This window comes from Dyadobacter sp. SG02, assembly GCF_900109045.1.
GTDB lineage: Bacteria > Bacteroidota > Bacteroidia > Cytophagales > Spirosomataceae > Dyadobacter.
This window is the reverse complement of record NZ_FNYL01000006.1, coordinates 162,596-179,331: the sequence shown is the minus strand read 5'-3', so window position 1 is coordinate 179,331 and position 16,736 is coordinate 162,596. Positions and strand designations below refer to the sequence as shown.

Here is a 16,736-nt window from a genome sequence, read left to right as displayed (position 1 = left end):
TTTGTATTTTATTGATCCTAGTAATTTTTTCCATCAACGATCCACCCTTCATGACCCACGTTCCACAGCTAATCATTGACCTGTCGCTCATTCTCACAATGGCCGGTATCATTACCGTAATCTTCAAGAAATTGAAGCAGCCCATTGTGCTGGGTTACATTTTGGCCGGATTACTTGTTGGGCCGAATTTCCATTTGTTTCCCACAATCACCGACATTAAAACCATCGAAATCTGGGCGGAGATCGGGGTGATATTCCTGCTCTTCAACCTGGGTTTAGAGTTTAGTTTTAAAAAACTGGTCAAAGTCGGTAACACGGCTGCCATTACCGGTCTGTTCGAAGTCGCGATGATGCTCGGCACCGGTTTTCTGACCGGTCAGTTACTCGGTTGGAGCAAAACCGACAGCCTTTTTCTCGGCGGTATCATCGCCATTTCATCTACGACCATTATTTTCCGTGCATTCGACGAGCTGGGCCTGAAAACCCAGAAATTTACCCGCGTGGTAATGGGTATTCTCGTCATCGAAGACCTTACCGCAGTTTTGCTGATGGTATTACTTTCGACATTGTCGCTGAGCCAGCAGTTTGCGGGATTTGAATTAATACAATCGAGCCTGAAACTCTTCTTTTTCCTCACAATCTGGTTCCTGGGTGGAATTTTCGTATTCCCTACCCTGCTTCGCCGCTACCGGCATCTGATGAACGACGAAAGCGTACTGATCACGTCCGTCGCGTTGTGTTTTGGAATGGTATTCCTGGTTACCAAAGCGGGATTTTCGGCGGCACTAGGCGCATTTATCATGGGTTCCATTCTGGCTGAAACTACCCATGCGGAAAAGATCGAACATTTACTTAAACCGGTTAAGGATCTTTTCGGAGCGGTATTCTTCATTTCAGTAGGAATGTTGATCAACCCCGGATTATTGCTGGAATATGCGGTACCTACGGCTATCTTAGTACTCGTCGTAATGTTAGGCAAAACGACATTTGTCACATTAGGAGCGGTCATTTCCGGGCAGCCTTTGAAAAAATCGTTGCAATCGGGTATGAGTTTATCCCAAATCGGGGAATTCTCGTTCATCATCGCCAATCTGGGCCTTTCCCTGAAAGTAACGAGCGGTTTCCTCTACCCGATCGCCGTCGGGGTTTCCGTGATCACCACGTTTGCGACGCCGTACATGATGAAGGCCTCCGAACCACTGTATGAATGGCTCGACAAACGCCTTCCCGAAAAATGGCGACTCTATCTCAACCGGTACAGTACCAGCACGGAAACCATCGTTCACACGACGCAATGGAACGAAATCCTTAAATCGTACGCGCAAACGGTGATTTTGAACTCGGTTGTCGTAGTAGGGATTATCCTCGCGGCCTCGCGGCAGCTCGCGCAGCAGTTGCATACACGCGTGCCCGAGACGTTCCTCACCAACTCGGTGCTGTTTGGCATTACATTCCTTTTAATATCCCCGTTCTTGTGGGCATTGGTTTTCAAAAGAGGCCACAGGAAAGCATATTCGGCCATTTGGCTCAGCCGCAAGTACAGCCGTGGGCCACTTTTACTGCTTGAACTTTCGAGAGTGGTGATCGCCATTTTGCTGATGGCTTTCCTGCTTAATTCGTTCTTCTCGACCAAGACCGCATTCATCGTAGCGGGCGGCATTATGGTGCTCGGTTTCGCCATTTTTTACCAGAGACTTCAACAGTTTTATCACAAAATCGAAGATCGGTTCCTGCAAAATCTCAATGCAAGACAGTTGGAAGGAAGTGGTAAATCTAAAAAGATATTGCTACCCTGGGACGCGCACTTTGCATTCCTGGAAGTAAGTGCAGATTCCAATATGATCGGAAAAAGCTTGCAGGAGCTCAAAATCAGGGAAAATTTCGGAATTAACGTGGTGCTGATCGAGCGTGGGAGCAAGACTATCCATTTGCCGCGCCCCACGGAACTACTTTATCCCTGCGACCGTATCGAGGTAATCGGTACGGATGATCAGCTGGATGTGTTCAGGAGTCATATCGAGGTGAGTACCAATGGCGACGTGTATATGGCGCACGAGGATAGCGTCGTGCTCGAACGCGTGGAAGTGAAAACGCAGCATAATATCCGGGGCAAAACGATCCGTGACAGCCAGATCCGTGAAATGACGCACGGCATGATCGTCGGGCTGGAACGCAACGGCGAACGCATTCTCAATCCGGATTCGTCGATGATCATCGAAAACCAGGACGTACTGTGGATCGCCGGCGACAGGGAATTGATCAAGGAATTCATGTCCAATAAACCAGCCAATAGTGAGGAAGAAGTCGAGGTGGCTACGCCTTGATTAGCCCTTGCAATCCGCCGGTATGCACGGCTACGATCTTGGTTCCGGCATTAAAATAGCCTTTTTGAAGAAGGTCGAAGAGGCCGTAAAGCATCTTGGCTGTGTATACCTGCTCCAACTGGATGTCAAATTCGGCCCGAAAATCTTGCATAAAATGCAGTAGATCATTGTTCCATTTGGCATAGCCGCCGAAATGGTAGTCTGTCAGCAATGTAAGATTTCCGGGCTGTTTACATTCTTTCAAAAGCTGACGAATGTCTTCCTGGAGAAAACCACCGCCTTTTAATGCGGAAAATGCAAGCACATCGGCTCCTGCGGAAAGGATTCCTGCGGCCGTCCCACCGGTTCCCGCTGCCGTGGCTATGAAATCAGGTATCGTCCCCAGTTGATCTTTTATTTCAAATACCATTTCCGCCACGCCTGTTAATGCCAGTTCCGTGGTACCGCCTTCCGGAATGTGGTAAGGATTGCCAAACCGCGCGACCATGTCTTTAACATATGCTTCCGAATGGCGTTGCCTGTATTCTTCGCGCGAAACGAAATGCAGCTGCATTCCCTGCTCACGGCAGAATTGCAGGGTTGCGTTTTCCTTCCCTTCCAATTCCAATCCACGGACGATACCGATGGTTTGTAAACCTAATGCATTACCCGCAGCCGCTGTCGCGTACAAATGATTCGAAAACGCCCCGCCAAACGTCAGCACCGCCCGCATTCCTTTCGCCTGCGCATCGAGCAAGTTGTATTTCAGCTTACGCCATTTGTTTCCCGAAACGGCCGGGTGAATGAGGTCGTCGCGCTTAATGTATAGCTGTACTCCTGCCTTTTCGATCTCCGCATTCGAGAGCTGCTGCAACGGGGTAGGAATCGACGGGCTCAGTAAATCCACTTATTTTGGTAATTTTGTTGATAGTAAATTAAAAAATAATGTCCGTAGAACTTGTTGATATTGCCTCGGATGAGGACGATTTATTTGAACATTACCGCATTGTCGCCGACAAAGGCCAAAGCCTCATGCGGCTCGATAAATTCCTGAATCTTCACGTCGCGAATGCTTCACGGACAAAAATACAAAACGGGATCGAAGCTGAGGCTGTAAAGGTAAACGGCCAGCCGACGAAGGCCAGTTACAAGGTCAAGCCGCTAGATGTAATTACGCTTTCGCTCCCCGAGCCGCCGCGCGACACAGAAATCCTGCCCGAGAATCTTGCGTTGAATATCGTTTACGAAGACGATGTGCTGATGATCATTAACAAACCGGCTGGAATGGTCGTACACCCGGCTTACGGCAATTGGACAGGTACATTGATCAACGGATTAGTATATCATTTTCAACAACTCCCAACCGGCCGGAATGGCGAAGGACGCCCGGGATTGGTACACCGCATCGACAAGGACACTTCCGGCCTGCTTGTGATCGCCAAAACCGAGTTTGCGATGACTTTCCTCGCCAGCCAGTTTGCCGATCATTCAATAGAACGTACCTATCACGCATTGATATGGGGCGAACCCAAAGTTGATAAAGGCACGGTTACCGGCCACATCGGGCGCAGCGTACGCGACAGGCGCGTCATGGATGTGTATGTGGACGGCAGCCAGGGCAAGCGCGCCGTGACGCATTACGAAGTCATCAAACCGCTCCGCTACGTATCGATGATCAAATGCAACCTGGAAACCGGTCGCACACACCAGATACGCGCACACATGAAGCATATCGGCCACCCGATCTTCAACGACCCCATGTACGGGGGAGACAAGATCCTGCGGGGTGTCTCAAGCGGTAGCTACAAGGCAATGGTTGAAAACGGTTTCAGCCTCATTCCCGGCCAGGCATTGCATGCCAAATCGCTCGGGTTCGTCCATCCTACGACCCGTCAATGGATCCAGTTCGACACCGAATTACCCGAAAATTTTCAGGCTATCCTTGAAAAATGGGAAAACTATGTGAACTCTCAGTAGGAAATAGTATATTCTCGATTCTTAACCTTTCTAATCAATAAACCACTAATCATGAATATCTCGACCAGGCAGGGTACAGCAGAGGATATACCCGCAATTTTTGAACTGGTGAAGGAGCTTGCGATCTACGAACGGGCTTTGAACCAGGTGACTAATAATGTTGACAAAATGACCCGCGACTACCACGAAAAGCTGTTTGATTTTTTCGTTGCCGAAGTCGATTCGAAGATCATCGGGCTTTGTCTGTACTACTACCGCTACTCCACCTGGAAGGGAAAGCGGCTTTATATGGAGGATATTATTGTGACCGAATCAATGCGCGGTAACGGGATCGGTAAGATCCTTTTCGACGCGACGGTCGTAGCCGCTAAAAATGTAGGCTGTACCGGAATGATGTGGCAGGTGCTCGACTGGAATACGTCGGCGGTCAATTTCTACCGCAAATACGGCACCAATTTCGATAACGAATGGATCAACTGTAACCTGGATTTTTAAAGGTTACGCAGCGTTAATGAAGATACTCTGAAGGCTGGACCCGGTTGCTATTGCAGCAGGTCCGGCCTTCTTTCTTTGGTTCTTTTGAGCGACTGCTCGTAACGCCATTCCTCGATCTTCGCTTCATGCCCCGACATCAGGATTTCGGGCACTCTACGGCCTTCAAAATCGGCCGGGCGGGAATATACCGGCGGCGCCAGCAGATTGTCCTGAAACGAATCGGTCAATGCGGAAGTCTCGTCGTTCAGCACGCCCGGAATAAGACGGATAATAGCGTCCGCCAGCACAGCGGCAGCCAGTTCGCCCCCTGAAAGCACGTAGTCGCCAATGCTGATTTCCTTCGTCACGAACATATCACGCACGCGCTGATCTACACCCTTGTAATGCCCGCAGAGCATCATCAGGTTGCCTTTCAATGAAAGCTGGTTGACCATCCGCTGCTGCATTTGTTCGCCGTCAGGGGTAAGGTAAATGATCTCGTCGTATCCGCGCTCACTTTGCAGCGCACGTATGCAGCGTGCGATCGGTTCGATCTGCAATACCATTCCCGCGCCGCCGCCGAATGCGTAATCGTCGATTGTGCGGTGTTTGTTCGTGGAATAGTCACGGATATCGTGGATTACGACTTCCACGTGGTTGGCCTGCTGCGCCCGCTTCAATATCGAATGTGCGAAAAAGCTGTCGAGCAAACTTGGAACACAGCTCAATATATCAATCCGCATCATCGGGAACGCTTTCTGATGAGTTATCGAGATAAACCTCCAACAGGCCTTCCGGCAGATTTACCAGCAGTGATTTGGCTTCCTTATCGGCTTTGATAACAATGTCGTTCGCAGTGGGAATCAGCACTTCGGAACCCTGGTAATCCATCGCGATCAGATCCTGTCCATTCAGGGAATACACTTCGCGCACGATGCCCAGTTCTCCCTTCGTCTCGTCCACAACCTTGAAACCCTTGATTTCGTGGTAATAGAACTCGTCGTCGCCAAGCTCATTCAGATCTTCCAATGGCAGGTAAAGCGAGCTACCTACGAGCGCCTGTGCTTTCACAATGGTGTCGACATCCTCGAAGGTAACGATCGCATTGCTTTGCTTTTGCAGGTTGATGTCTTCAATAAAATAAGGCACCAGTTCGCCCTTAATCTCGACGTAAACCGTTTCCAGGTCTTCATAATCATCCGGATAATCCACATCCAGATAAATTACCACATTCCCTGCGGTGCCATGGGTCCGCACGATATAGCCCAATAAATAACAGTTGTCCTGTGTCATTTGCGGGATTTAATATTTTTTTGGTTCTATATAAAACAATATGAGTCTGTGCGGAATACCGACAGACCCATAGCGCAATGTATGTACATTAAATTATTCTGCTGACTCTTCTGCCGGAGCGTCTGCTGCATCGGTAGCAGCTTCTTCAGTAGCGGCTTCATCAACCACTTCTTCGGTAGCAACTTCTTCCACAGGAGGAGCATTTTTCTTGGCGATCGCCTCAGCACGGGCATCATTAACTTTACGCTCAGCGTCAAGTTTCGCTTTCTTGTCAGCCTCTTTCTGCGCTGCCAAAGTATCGGCAGCAGTGGTTTTACGGTCTGTCTTAGAACCTTTCCACTCTTCGAAACGTGAATCTGCAACTTCCTGCGTGATAGCACCTTTCAAAACACCTACTTGCAAGTGCTTGCGGAGCAATACGCCTTCGTGTTGCAAAATTGAGCGAGCTGTGTCAGTTGGCTGAGCACCTTTCAAAAGCCAGTCAACTGCTTTGTCTGATTCCAAAACGATGGAAGCAGGGTTGGTACCTGGGTTGTAGATACCCAATTTTTCGATGAAGCGACCATCACGTGGTGCTCTGGCATCTGCGACTACGATATCATAGATCGCTTTCTTTTTGCGTCCCCGACGCGCTAATCTGATTTTAACTGCCATTTGTGAATTTGTTATGGTTGGGAACTCGTCCCGTAATTAAACAGGGTGCAAAGGTACGCAAAACTTTCCTGTTTTCGGATATAGGCAAATAAAAAAGGAGACAATTTCTTGTCTCCTTTTCCAGTATATCGGTGCAACTACTAGCGGCGGAAACCAGCCGGGTAAGTAGAGCGGATTGTATTGTTAGGCAGGATCTTGATCTCAACACGACGGTTAGATTGAAGACCTTCCACAGTGGTGTTTTCCGCGATCGGGCGATATTCACCGTAATATTCAGTAATGATACGGCTAGGATCTGTCAAACCAGCGCGAACCAGGAAGCGTTTCGCTGCATCCACACGACGACGTGACAGGGATACGTTGTAGCTGTCCGAAGCACGGGCATCTGTGTGACCTACGAGAACAATGCGGCAGTTGGTACGCATGTTCAACAGTTCAACCACTTTGCTGAGTGTTTCTTTCGATGGATTGCGGATGATCGCTTTATCTGTATCGAATTCGATGTTGCTGAACAACGCTTCGCATTCGTCTTTCGGCAGGTTATTTTTGATCGCGTCGCGGATAATTTTGTCGATATCCAATGCTACACCACCACCTGATACAATGCTACCTGCTGGTGTGTTCGCTTCTTTGTCGAACAGGTCGGCTACGCCGTCACCATCGGAGTCAGTGTAAAGACGTGGGTCAACAGGCTTAGGCATATTAGCTTTCGCGATGGAATCCGCATCGTTCATTGTCGGGTTGTAAGGAACCGGGATCAGCTGCTGAGGGTTAGCCCAACGCAGGTGGTAACGGCCCGCTGCCGGATCGTATTTACCGTCTTTCGCTCTTACCGCGTTCTTACCAAGTTTGTAAGTAAGCGCCAGTGAAAGCATTCCGTAAGCATCGTTTTTAGAATCTCCCTTTGCGAAGGTCCAGATACCTTGTTGTGAATCGTAGTCGCTCAATCCGCCAACAGTCGCATCAAGTTTTTCAGTATTCACAAAGTTATGTGTGTAATCCAGGCCAAGGTCGAACCGTGAGCTAAGTTCGTAGTGAACTGTAAAACCTACCGGTACTACCCATTCGCGTGTGTAAGTGGATCCGTTGCGTTCCCATTTACCGGCTGTTTTCGAGCTGGCGTCGGTGTTGGTAGAGAAATGTTTCTCGGCACCGCCTTTGGTGATGTTGGTGTAATCTACATCTGTGTGGTAGTAGATGATACCACCTCCCAGGTGAGCATCTACCTTCCAGCGGCGCAATTTGTTGTAACCGAGCAGCAAACGGTTCACATTAAGTGTTCCGTCCAATGTCAGCTGAACAAATGAAGGGCTGTTGAAAGTGGCGCTGTAAGTATCACCGGTCAGTGAACTCTTGTGATTGTCTTTGGCACCCTGAAGGCGACCGTTGTAGCCCGTCAGCTGGATACCTAGTAGTGGTGTGAGCTGCTTGTTCACGGAGAGCCCCCATGCACCTGTCAGTTCTTCCCGGTCTCCACGCCTGAAGCCATTGTACTGGGTCAAATCTCCGAAGAATTTTGTAATACCTCCGTAACCTGTGATCGACCAGGTATTCATTTTATTAGGTCCTTCATACGTACGGTTTTGGGCGTGCGTATTGTAACTCAGGAGGGTAGAACAAAGTAAAGCAACGTAAAGATTCTTTTTCTTCATGGGAAACACGCGTTATGTGATTCAATTCAAATATAGCATTATAAATAAATTCAAAAATCAGAAAAAAAGCCAAGCCTGTAAGCCGGATTCTGTAACGTCAATCAGGAAACCTGATCTCCGCTCCTGCCATTTATCCAGGATTCCGGTCACCCGGAACCTCTAACGATCTACCCGTGCCGGCGCCCCGGAGAGCAGGGACGAGTAGCCCCATTAACCAACACCTATTTGATCTTTCAGCCCGTAAGGTTTACCATGCATTCCCTGTCGCCAGGGAACCGGTGGGCTCTTACTCCACCTTTTCACCCTTACCGAGGCATACAAAAAATATGCCAGGGCGGTATTTTTTCTGTGGCACTTGCTGTCAACGGACTGTCGCCGGTACGTTGCCTTCCCGTTAGGAAGTACGGCACTCTATGCTGCCCGGACTTTCCTCCCCGATTTAAAAAACCGCAGCGGCAGGACAGCTTAGACCTTTCCTCTGACCACAAAGCTAAGAAATACTTTCTTTCGATCAGCAGTCAATATACCATAAAAAGTAAAAAATATGGCACTTACGCTGATTTTTGTACAAATTTCTGATCAGATTCCTTTCAATCCGTCGACTTTCAAATTCACCTTTCCAGTCGCAAATACAACAGAATAAAGGTGTTTCGGAGTGAGGTAAACCTTATCCGGTACAATATCGGAAAGTATTCCTTTTACAACTACACCTTCGGTGACTTTATAGTTAGCCAACGTTTTCTGAATGGTCGTTTTCGCATCCGCAATCTGGCCGCCGACGGGGAACACCATCCGCTTCTCCATCATCCGGCTAAACTGCCCCTGCAAGAGCCAGCCCGCCGTCCGGACAATCGAATTTTTGGTATCAAGGTCGTAATCAAGGCTTTTGAGCGACAACTGCTGGGTTGCGGGATCATAGTAAGGTATTCCCTTTAAGTAAATGTCGCCGCCGATGCTTCCCTTCAACCCCGCTTTGATCACCAGCCGGTCGTTCTGGCCGTACATTTCAATGGAAGTAACCTCTACATGATATTTGCCGCCCAAAAACGAAAATTTCTCACCGGCAAACTGTTTCGTAGCCAGCCGCGCGGCGTCTTCGTACGATACCAGACTGATCAACCCGATCTTGAAATCGTCCTGGACTTTATCCACGATCCGCAAGTCAGGCAACTTTTGCAGCGGCGCCACGGCAGGTTTTACCGCTGACGTGATCGTTTGCGTGTAACCTTTAATTCCAATGACTGAACGGAGGATATTATTTTTCGAAAGTAACGGGGTCATTTCCACACCGGTAGGTACGATCACCAGCCAGGTATCATATTCCTTCGCGAGCATTACGGGCTGGCGCGCGATGTTCCAGGCCAGTTCCGCATTCTTTTTGAGTTCCAGGTTCGTCGCTACCTGCTGGTCGATCGCGTCGGTTATCTTGTCAAAATTTTTGTTCAGCATGCGGCTTACCATACCCTTGATGGGAATATTGATGCCCGCCACACGGATATTCGGCTCGCTGATCCAGTCGTAGCTGTCGACGTAGGTATCCGATTTGATTTGCCAGGAAGACGTAATGCCTATTTTGGAAATCAGCCGGATGCGGATCGAAAACTCGGTGTCTTTATAACCCGACATCGTCATGCCGAGCGGACTGACTTTGTAACCCGCACTCACCCAGATTTTCAATGGTACTTCAAAAAGGAATGAAGAATCGATCGCAACGACTTTGATCGGGCTGATTTTCCAGACCTTCGCTTTCAGGTTGTCGTTGTTCTCGTCCTCGTAGCTGTTGTCGTCGTAGATCAACCCTTTGATCTGGTTGTTGATCTGCTTTTCGATCTCCGCTACCGGAATCTCAATCGGCACATTCAGTACCGACAAATGTTTCTCGTTCTGGATCTCCTTATCCGAATATTTGTATTCTTCCATGGGGGCCTTAGGGGAGGTTTTCTTAGAACCGCAGCTCCAAAAAACGACAGCTGCCAGAGCGATTACCCAAAAATAACCGCGCCTGACGTATACATTACTTGATTTTGACGAGGGTTGCACCGTATCCGAATTTCTCTTTTAATGCGTCTTTAAAAAAATGCACATGCTGGTTCTTGCCCAGCCTGCGATGCAGCTCGTTTTTCAGGGCGCCGCTGCCTGCGCCGTGTATAAATGTAATCTCCTCCATTCCATTGGCAATGGCCGATTCGAGGTTACTCTCGAAAACGTCCAGCTGCTTTTTAAGGATCGCGTCGTTCGAGAGGCTTTTATGGTTGTTCACCAGCTTTTCGATATGCAAATCGATCACCTGCTCCGGCTTGGGAAGGCTGTTCTGTTCGGCAACCGATTGCCCCAGCATACTTGCCTTGATCTCCCCTGCCACATCTTCCGAAATGCCGGGCACCTCGCGTTTCAGGTTTTCTTCATCGAGTTGATACACAAACCCATCCTTCGCCAGTACCGGTACTTTGCCTTTGTTTTTGTAAAATGACTGCGCACGGCAACGAATGCGCTTGTGCAATGCGACGGGCAACTGGTGATTGCCTTCGCGGAAATACAATGCCTGAATGTCGAACACGGGCCACGACTCAAAATCCTTCATCAATACTTCGCTCAGTTTTTGTGAAGTACGCGGTTGCAGCACGCCCGCGGCCAGCCCTGTGCTCACTGATTCGGATGCCGCTACGGCCGTGAATGGCAATATCCAGTCGGTGTTATTGATGACGTGAACCGTTAATGCGCGGTCGTTGATGGAAATGAATGCGAGGTAAATGCCCTTTTCCGCAAACGGCGCATTGCGTGGCACGATCACGTCCGCGCGCGTTGCGACCGCTTTCGGCTCTTCCGGCTTCACCATCCGTTGCGATTCCACAGGAGAAATCGTCACAATCTCATTTCTCAGAACGGGAATGCGAAACCCGTCCTCAATCTCGATTTCGACCACATTACCTGGCAAGAAAGCGTAAATAACACCCTCTTCCCTGCCGTGTACCAATCGTACTCTATCTCCGATATTCATAGTAAATATTGCTTTCTCGTTACCTGAACCGTTTTTTAGTTCAAATAATATAATTAAAAATAAAATGGCTTGAAACCGACGCCCTTGCGGCTGAATTCCAATGCCGGGGCCGGAATCTTGATTGAATTGGCCAGGAAACCCAGCGTCTTAACAAACTTACTGCGCGTTTTGATCTTTGTCAGATCGATATCGAGCGACAAATAATATTGCCGGTAGGGCCGGTAACCCATTTCAATGCTCTTGTCGCTCTCCGCCGAAACCATATTCTGGATACCATAACCTACTGAAAAACAAAGCCAGGCAGGCCAACCGGAACCTTTGAAAAATGATTTCGGGCTGGCCGAGAGCCAGTAGGTTTGTCCGTTATAATCTTTCAACCACCGCTCCGACCACGTGCCACCAAGCAATTGCGGCCGCACATGCGCCAGCGAAGTATAATGGAACGAAAACTTGGGCTGAATGCGCACCTCGTCCCACAATGCTACCTGCCCGAGGTACAGTACCGAGCCGGTAATGTTCGCAATCATGTCTCCGGGCGAAAAACCATAGTCGGGCGAGAAGCCGTCGAGGATTTCAATGGGCGTTTGAAAAATCACCCCGGAAATGGCGCCGTAAACAAGCATTTGCCTTTTGGAAATACCTGTCTTTTTATAAAGCGCCGCAGTATGCCGGGCAATCTGGTACGATGTGTAAAGGTGCCCCATTTTGTCCATTTGTAACCACTCGCGGCTATCGTCCTCGATGGTGAATTTGGTCAGCGGGTTCTTGTACCACGACTTGCTCAACCCATAAATGGTACCCAGGTAAACAGCCGATTGGGCCGCAAAAATACCGCGAAGCAATTTGTAATTAGGTCTCACCTCGGATACGGAATCCAGGACTAGCGTGTCCCGGACGATCGCGTCCAGGGCAAATGTATCGGCGGGTAGTACCTGCGCGTACCCGGGAGACAGCGTTCCCGCCAGCAGGCCAATCAGTAAGCAATGAAGAGTAAAACGCATTCGATCATACCGGGACAAGAGCCTAATAACCGCCATGGTATTTTCTCAGTCCCCATTCCGCACCCAGCAACACTACCAGTAGCAAAAACAGCCATTTCAGATAGATCAGCTCGACCATATCTTCGGTGCTGTCCAGCCTGTCGGCCGGGCGGTCAGTTTTTAGTTTTTGAATAAATTGTTGCAGCGATGCCGGGGTGATAAATGTACCGCCCGACCGCCGCGCGAGATCGCGGAGCATTCCGAAATCCGCCGTGGTATTGCTCAGTTCGAGGTCGGCATTACGGATCACAAACTGGCCCGACACATTTTCCTGCTTTCCTTTCATCGTCGTGGAAGCCGCATACCGGTAAACGCCGTCCGCAAGCCCGCTCACGTTAAACCGGGGCGTCTCCTTCGCGTGGGTATAGGTGAACTGTTTGCTTTTCCCCTTCTCGTCCACCAGTTCCAGCTTCACTTCCTGACCGAAAATCGGTTCGTAAATATCGTTGTAAACCTCCGTTTGGAATGCCACCTGCTCCCCCGCCTCGAACTCGTTGCTGATCGGGTAAACACGGAATTTCCGGCGATCTTCCTTCACCGAAAGCACCTGGATGAGCTTCTGAAAAAGGTTATCCACCACTTCCTGCTTGCTGGTTTGGGCAAATTCCTCCTGTCGCCATTGCCAGATCCCCTCTCCTGCCAGTACCGCCGTCTTCTGGTCGCCATTGGTATTCAAAACCAGTAGCGGCTTGTTCGTATTGAGCGTTCCTACTTTTTGATACAATATGGTTTCGGTGCCCGAGGAAATATTGTATTCCCCAAAAGGCACCGAAAGCGGCGGAAGGCGTTCGAGCAATTTCAGGCTCTCGGCATCCAGGTTCAGCTGTGAAAATGAAGGATTGAACCGCGCAGTCACCTTGTCGATCTGATTATTCGCAGAAGCATTGATGAACAGCGACCTGTTCAGCGAACTCGCCAGCGGTACCGCCGATTGGTTTCCCAAAATGAAAAACAATGGCATTTTCGCATCCAGCAGCTTGCGGACCTGAGTGTTACCCAGCCCGAGCACGTTCGGAATCTGGTGCAGGATCACAAGGTCATAAGGCTTGGTAGTGGCCGGGGGGTTGTTGGCAATGGATAATATATTGATATCCAGCTCATAATTATCGTTCGCCTCGATCACGCTCCGGATGCTTTTGATATCAGGGTGCGGCGCGAGGGCCATGAGCAATATCTTCTGTCGGCCGTCGATAATATCGATGTAAACATCCTTCCGGTTGTTCCGTCCCGAAGTTTCCCCCGAAACGGCACCCAGCTCGATAGTATAATGTTGAACGCCTTTTTGGGCAGAAGAGGTTTTGAAATCAAATGCCTTGAAAAAGTCCGCCCGGTCGATCACTACCGGCTGGCTCTGGATGACACGGCCATTTTGCTTCAAAGTGACCGTAGTGCTTTTGCCCTGCAAACCGTTTGCGGCAATTTCAGCCCGGATCGGAAACTCGTTCCCCAGGTATGCAATGCGGTTGCTCACCACATCTTTCACGCGGATATCCAGCTTCGGCACCGAATCCCCTATCGCCAGCGCATTGACCCTGAACGGATAACGGTTATAGGTCGGCGAAACGCCCTGGTTCACGATCCCATCCGAAAGCAGCACCACGTCGGTCAGGTTGCGGCCTTCAAAGTTGGTACGCACCGTTTGCAGGAGGTTCGCGAGATTGGTTTTGTTTTGATTGAATGCAAGGGAATCTGCATTGGCCTGCGTGCCTTCGAGCGACTCGATACTTACCTCGAAGCCGGAATCGTTCAATTCACGGGCAGCGGCCTTCACCTGCTCCATCGCAGCCTGGCCGTGTTTGCCGACAGATTCGGAGTTATCAATCGCGAAAACGATCTTGGCCTTGTCGACCGAAGTTTGTGTGCGCCGCACGAGCGGACTCAGCAACAGGAAGCAGATTAATGCGACCACAATGCCCCGCACGGCCGCCAGCGCGTAGTTCAGCTTTTTGCCCCAGGCCGGTTGCGGCTGATAGAGCAGCCAGGCATAGGCCAGGCCGGCAAGCACGCAGAAGATGATGAACCAGTAAGGGGTTTGGAATATAAGCTCTGACCGCATGGGTTGGGATTCAATAGCTGGCGACGTTACAATATACAACGAAACCGCCAGCTATTTACTAACGAAGAAACACTCTATGTTAACATACCACCGTCGACCTGGATTACCTGGCCGGTGATATAGCGCGACATGTCCGAAGCAAGGAACACGCAGGCGTCCGCCACTTCCTCTGGCTGGCCTCCGCGTTTCATCGGGATCGACTGTTTCCAGTCTTCCACCGCTTTCGCATCTACCGCATCGGTCATTTCAGTTTCGATGAAACCGGGTGCTACTGCATTCGAGCGGATATTTCTGGAACCCAGCTCCAATGCAATGGATTTGGTAAAACCGATGATACCGGCCTTCGAAGCAGCGTAGTTCGACTGCCCCGCATTGCCGCGTATACCGACAACCGATGTAATATTGATGATTGATCCGCTTTTGGCACGGATCATGGATTTCGTAGCAGCTTTGGTAAGGTTGAAAACCGATTTCAGGTTGATGTTCACCACCGTGTCCCATTGCTCCTCGCTCATACGCATGAGGAGCCCGTCGCGGGTAACGCCGGCGTTGTTGACGAGCACATCGAGCTTGCCGAAATCGGCAATGACGTCGGTAACGAGCTGGTCTGCTGCCTGAAAATCGGAAGCATCCGAACGGTAGCCTTTCGCTTTCACACCGTAAGATTCCAGTTCTTTGGCCAAAGCTTCGCCTTTTTCGACGCTGGACAGGTATGTAAATGCGACATCAGCACCTTCCTGAGCCAGGCGCAACGCGATCGAACGTCCGATACCCCGAGAAGCTCCTGTTACCAATGCAACTTTATTTGCTACTAACTTCATAAATAGGATTAGAATCTGTCAAAATATATACTGCCGGCAAAAATAGGACATTGGGCAGAGACCGGCAAATAAACACACTATGGTACTTTATTACAAAATGATGTAATATTCAGGCAAAAAACCTTCTCCAACAATTTAACTTACACTAACATGAACACTACAAATGTCCAGAAAACCTCCGGAGCCTTCATTGCCGCGTCTTGGATCGCATTGGGCGTCGGGATGGCCGGGTTCATCATCGGCCTCTGGCGGTCGGAAATGCTGCTGAGCGAAAAGGGTTATTATTTTACGGTATTAATGTACGGCCTCTTCGCTGCCGTGTCGGTACAAAAGAGCGTCCGCGACCGGCTGGAAGGCGTTCCCGTAACGGCTATTTACTATGGTATCGCCTGGTTTTCGACGATCCTCGCCATCGTGCTGCTCGTGGTCGGCCTATGGAATGCCACATTGCTGCCCAGCGAAAAAGGCTTTTACGCATTTGCCTACCTGTTAGGTATTTTCGGTGCAATCGCGGTTCAGAAAAACACCCGTGACACGGCGATTTTTGAAACCGGCAGCTCATTTTCCAAACCTTCTGATCATTGATGCTGTTAAGCCGTTACGTGCAAATTTTTGAAACTAAACTCAGGTAATGGCAGAAACAATCAAAACAGCCCTGATCACAGGCGGTTCCAAAGGAATAGGATATGGTATTGCCGAAGCGCTGATCCGTGACGGCATTCGTGTGGCAATTACAAGCCGGTCACAACAAAATGCCGACGAGGCCGCAAATGCTTTGAATAAAATCCGTGAAGGTTATGCATTGGCCATCGAGTCGGATGTGCGAAACCTGGCTTCGCAAGAGAAATCGGTACAAACCGTGCTCGGCCAGTGGGGACGGCTCGATTACTTTATCGCCAATGCGGGCGTGGGCCATTTCGCGCCTATCCAGGAGCTAAGCGCTGAATTGTGGCAGGAAACGATCGATATTAACCTTACCGGCGTGTTTTTCAGCGCAAAGGCGTCCATCGCCGCACTGACCGAATCGAAAGGTTACTTCATCAACATCGCCAGCCTGGCGGGTACCAACTTCTTTGCCAACGGCACGGCTTACAATGCCAGCAAATTCGGTCTGGTGGGCTTCTCGCAGGCAATGATGCTCGACGTACGCAATGCGGGCGTGAAGGTTACGACCATTATGCCGGGCTCCGTCGCGACGGAGTTCAACAACCACGAGCCGTCCGATAAGGATGCCTGGAAAATCCAGCCGGAAGATATCGGCCAGATCGTGTCCGACCTGATCAAAATGCCGGCACGGACGCTGCCGAGCAAAATCGAAGTCCGGCCTACCACACCGAAGTAAGCTCCGTTTAGAAATTTGTTGTCAGGTGTAGTCAAGTTTTGTCAGGTGTGGTCAAGTTTTGTCAAGTGTGGTCAAGTTTTGTCAAGCGTTGTCAGGTATTGTCAAGTTTTGTCAAGTGTGGTCAAG

General features: G+C 49.8%; 15 protein-coding genes and 1 other RNA gene. 5 read left to right on the top strand and 11 right to left on the bottom strand.

Features of this window, described 5'->3' with window-relative positions; all coding sequences use genetic code 11:
• Positions 1 to 50 precede the first annotated feature (50 nt).
• A complete protein-coding gene (locus BMW93_RS16085; protein WP_090378115.1) occupies positions 51 to 2,324 on the top strand; it encodes a cation:proton antiporter in 2,274 nt (757 codons plus the stop codon).
• On the opposite strand, the gene BMW93_RS16080 is transcribed toward BMW93_RS16085, so the two are convergent.
• The gene (locus tag BMW93_RS16080; RefSeq protein ID WP_229240499.1) at positions 2,314 to 3,210 is read right to left on the bottom strand and encodes a 1-aminocyclopropane-1-carboxylate deaminase/D-cysteine desulfhydrase; all 897 of its coding nucleotides are present in this window, start codon (positions 3,208 to 3,210) and stop codon (positions 2,314 to 2,316) included. The genes BMW93_RS16085 and BMW93_RS16080 overlap by 11 nt on opposite strands.
• Positions 3,211 to 3,248: 38 nt before the next feature.
• Between BMW93_RS16080 and BMW93_RS16075 the strand changes: the two genes are divergently transcribed.
• On the top strand, positions 3,249 to 4,280 hold the full coding sequence (locus tag BMW93_RS16075) for an RluA family pseudouridine synthase (RefSeq protein ID WP_090378112.1): 1,032 nt from the start codon (positions 3,249 to 3,251) through the stop codon (positions 4,278 to 4,280).
• A 51-nt stretch (positions 4,281 to 4,331) separates the two neighbouring features.
• Complete coding sequence (locus BMW93_RS16070) at positions 4,332 to 4,775, top strand: GNAT family N-acetyltransferase (RefSeq protein WP_090378109.1); 444 nt, start codon at positions 4,332 to 4,334, stop codon at positions 4,773 to 4,775.
• A 47-nt stretch (positions 4,776 to 4,822) separates the two neighbouring features.
• On the opposite strand, the gene trmD is transcribed toward BMW93_RS16070, so the two are convergent.
• The 10 genes from trmD to fabG all read right to left on the bottom strand — a co-directional run bounded on the left by trmD (position 4,823) and on the right by fabG (position 15,268).
• Positions 4,823 to 5,497 (bottom strand): tRNA (guanosine(37)-N1)-methyltransferase TrmD, encoded by a 675-nt coding sequence (gene trmD / locus BMW93_RS16065; protein ID WP_090378852.1) that lies wholly within the window; start codon positions 5,495 to 5,497, stop codon positions 4,823 to 4,825.
• Positions 5,487 to 6,047 carry a ribosome maturation factor RimM gene (rimM, locus tag BMW93_RS16060; RefSeq protein ID WP_090378106.1) on the bottom strand — a complete coding sequence of 187 codons (561 nt, stop codon included), beginning with the start codon at positions 6,045 to 6,047 and terminating at the stop codon, positions 5,487 to 5,489. The genes trmD and rimM overlap by 11 nt, the downstream gene beginning before the upstream one ends.
• A 93-nt stretch (positions 6,048 to 6,140) precedes the next feature.
• On the bottom strand, positions 6,141 to 6,701 hold the full coding sequence (locus tag BMW93_RS16055; protein ID WP_090378103.1) for a 30S ribosomal protein S16: 561 nt from the start codon (positions 6,699 to 6,701) through the stop codon (positions 6,141 to 6,143).
• Positions 6,702 to 6,841: 140 nt separating this feature from the next.
• Positions 6,842 to 8,353 carry an OmpA family protein gene (locus tag BMW93_RS16050; protein WP_090378100.1) on the bottom strand — a complete coding sequence of 504 codons (1,512 nt, stop codon included), beginning with the start codon at positions 8,351 to 8,353 and terminating at the stop codon, positions 6,842 to 6,844.
• 62 nt (positions 8,354 to 8,415) lie between these two features.
• Positions 8,416 to 8,825, bottom strand: an RNA gene (gene rnpB / locus BMW93_RS16045) — RNase P RNA component class A.
• Positions 8,826 to 8,932: 107 nt separating this feature from the next.
• Positions 8,933 to 10,273: a DUF4403 family protein gene (locus tag BMW93_RS16040; RefSeq protein ID WP_090378098.1), complete on the bottom strand. Its 1,341-nt coding sequence runs from the start codon at positions 10,271 to 10,273 to the stop codon at positions 8,933 to 8,935.
• A gap of 94 nt (positions 10,274 to 10,367) precedes the next feature.
• Positions 10,368 to 11,351 (bottom strand): DUF2027 domain-containing protein, encoded by a 984-nt coding sequence (locus tag BMW93_RS16035; protein WP_090378095.1) that lies wholly within the window; start codon positions 11,349 to 11,351, stop codon positions 10,368 to 10,370.
• 53 nt (positions 11,352 to 11,404) lie between these two features.
• The gene (locus BMW93_RS16030; RefSeq protein WP_229240497.1) at positions 11,405 to 12,352 is read right to left on the bottom strand and encodes a DUF2279 domain-containing protein; all 948 of its coding nucleotides are present in this window, start codon (positions 12,350 to 12,352) and stop codon (positions 11,405 to 11,407) included.
• A 22-nt stretch (positions 12,353 to 12,374) separates the two neighbouring features.
• Entirely contained in the window at positions 12,375 to 14,447 is a 2,073-nt protein-coding gene (locus BMW93_RS16025) for a hypothetical protein (protein ID WP_090378089.1), read from the bottom strand.
• Positions 14,448 to 14,521: 74 nt separating this feature from the next.
• On the bottom strand, positions 14,522 to 15,268 hold the full coding sequence (gene fabG / locus BMW93_RS16020) for a 3-oxoacyl-[acyl-carrier-protein] reductase (RefSeq protein ID WP_090378086.1): 747 nt from the start codon (positions 15,266 to 15,268) through the stop codon (positions 14,522 to 14,524).
• Positions 15,269 to 15,418: 150 nt separating this feature from the next.
• On the opposite strand from fabG, the gene yiaA reads away from it, so the two are divergent.
• Both yiaA and BMW93_RS16010 read left to right on the top strand, forming a co-directional pair.
• Entirely contained in the window at positions 15,419 to 15,853 is a 435-nt protein-coding gene (gene yiaA / locus BMW93_RS16015; protein WP_090378081.1) for an inner membrane protein YiaA, read from the top strand.
• A 46-nt stretch (positions 15,854 to 15,899) separates the two neighbouring features.
• Positions 15,900 to 16,610, top strand: a complete 711-nt coding sequence (locus BMW93_RS16010) for an SDR family oxidoreductase (RefSeq protein ID WP_090378078.1) — start codon at positions 15,900 to 15,902, stop codon at positions 16,608 to 16,610.
• The last annotated feature ends 126 nt before the right edge of the window (positions 16,611 to 16,736 follow it).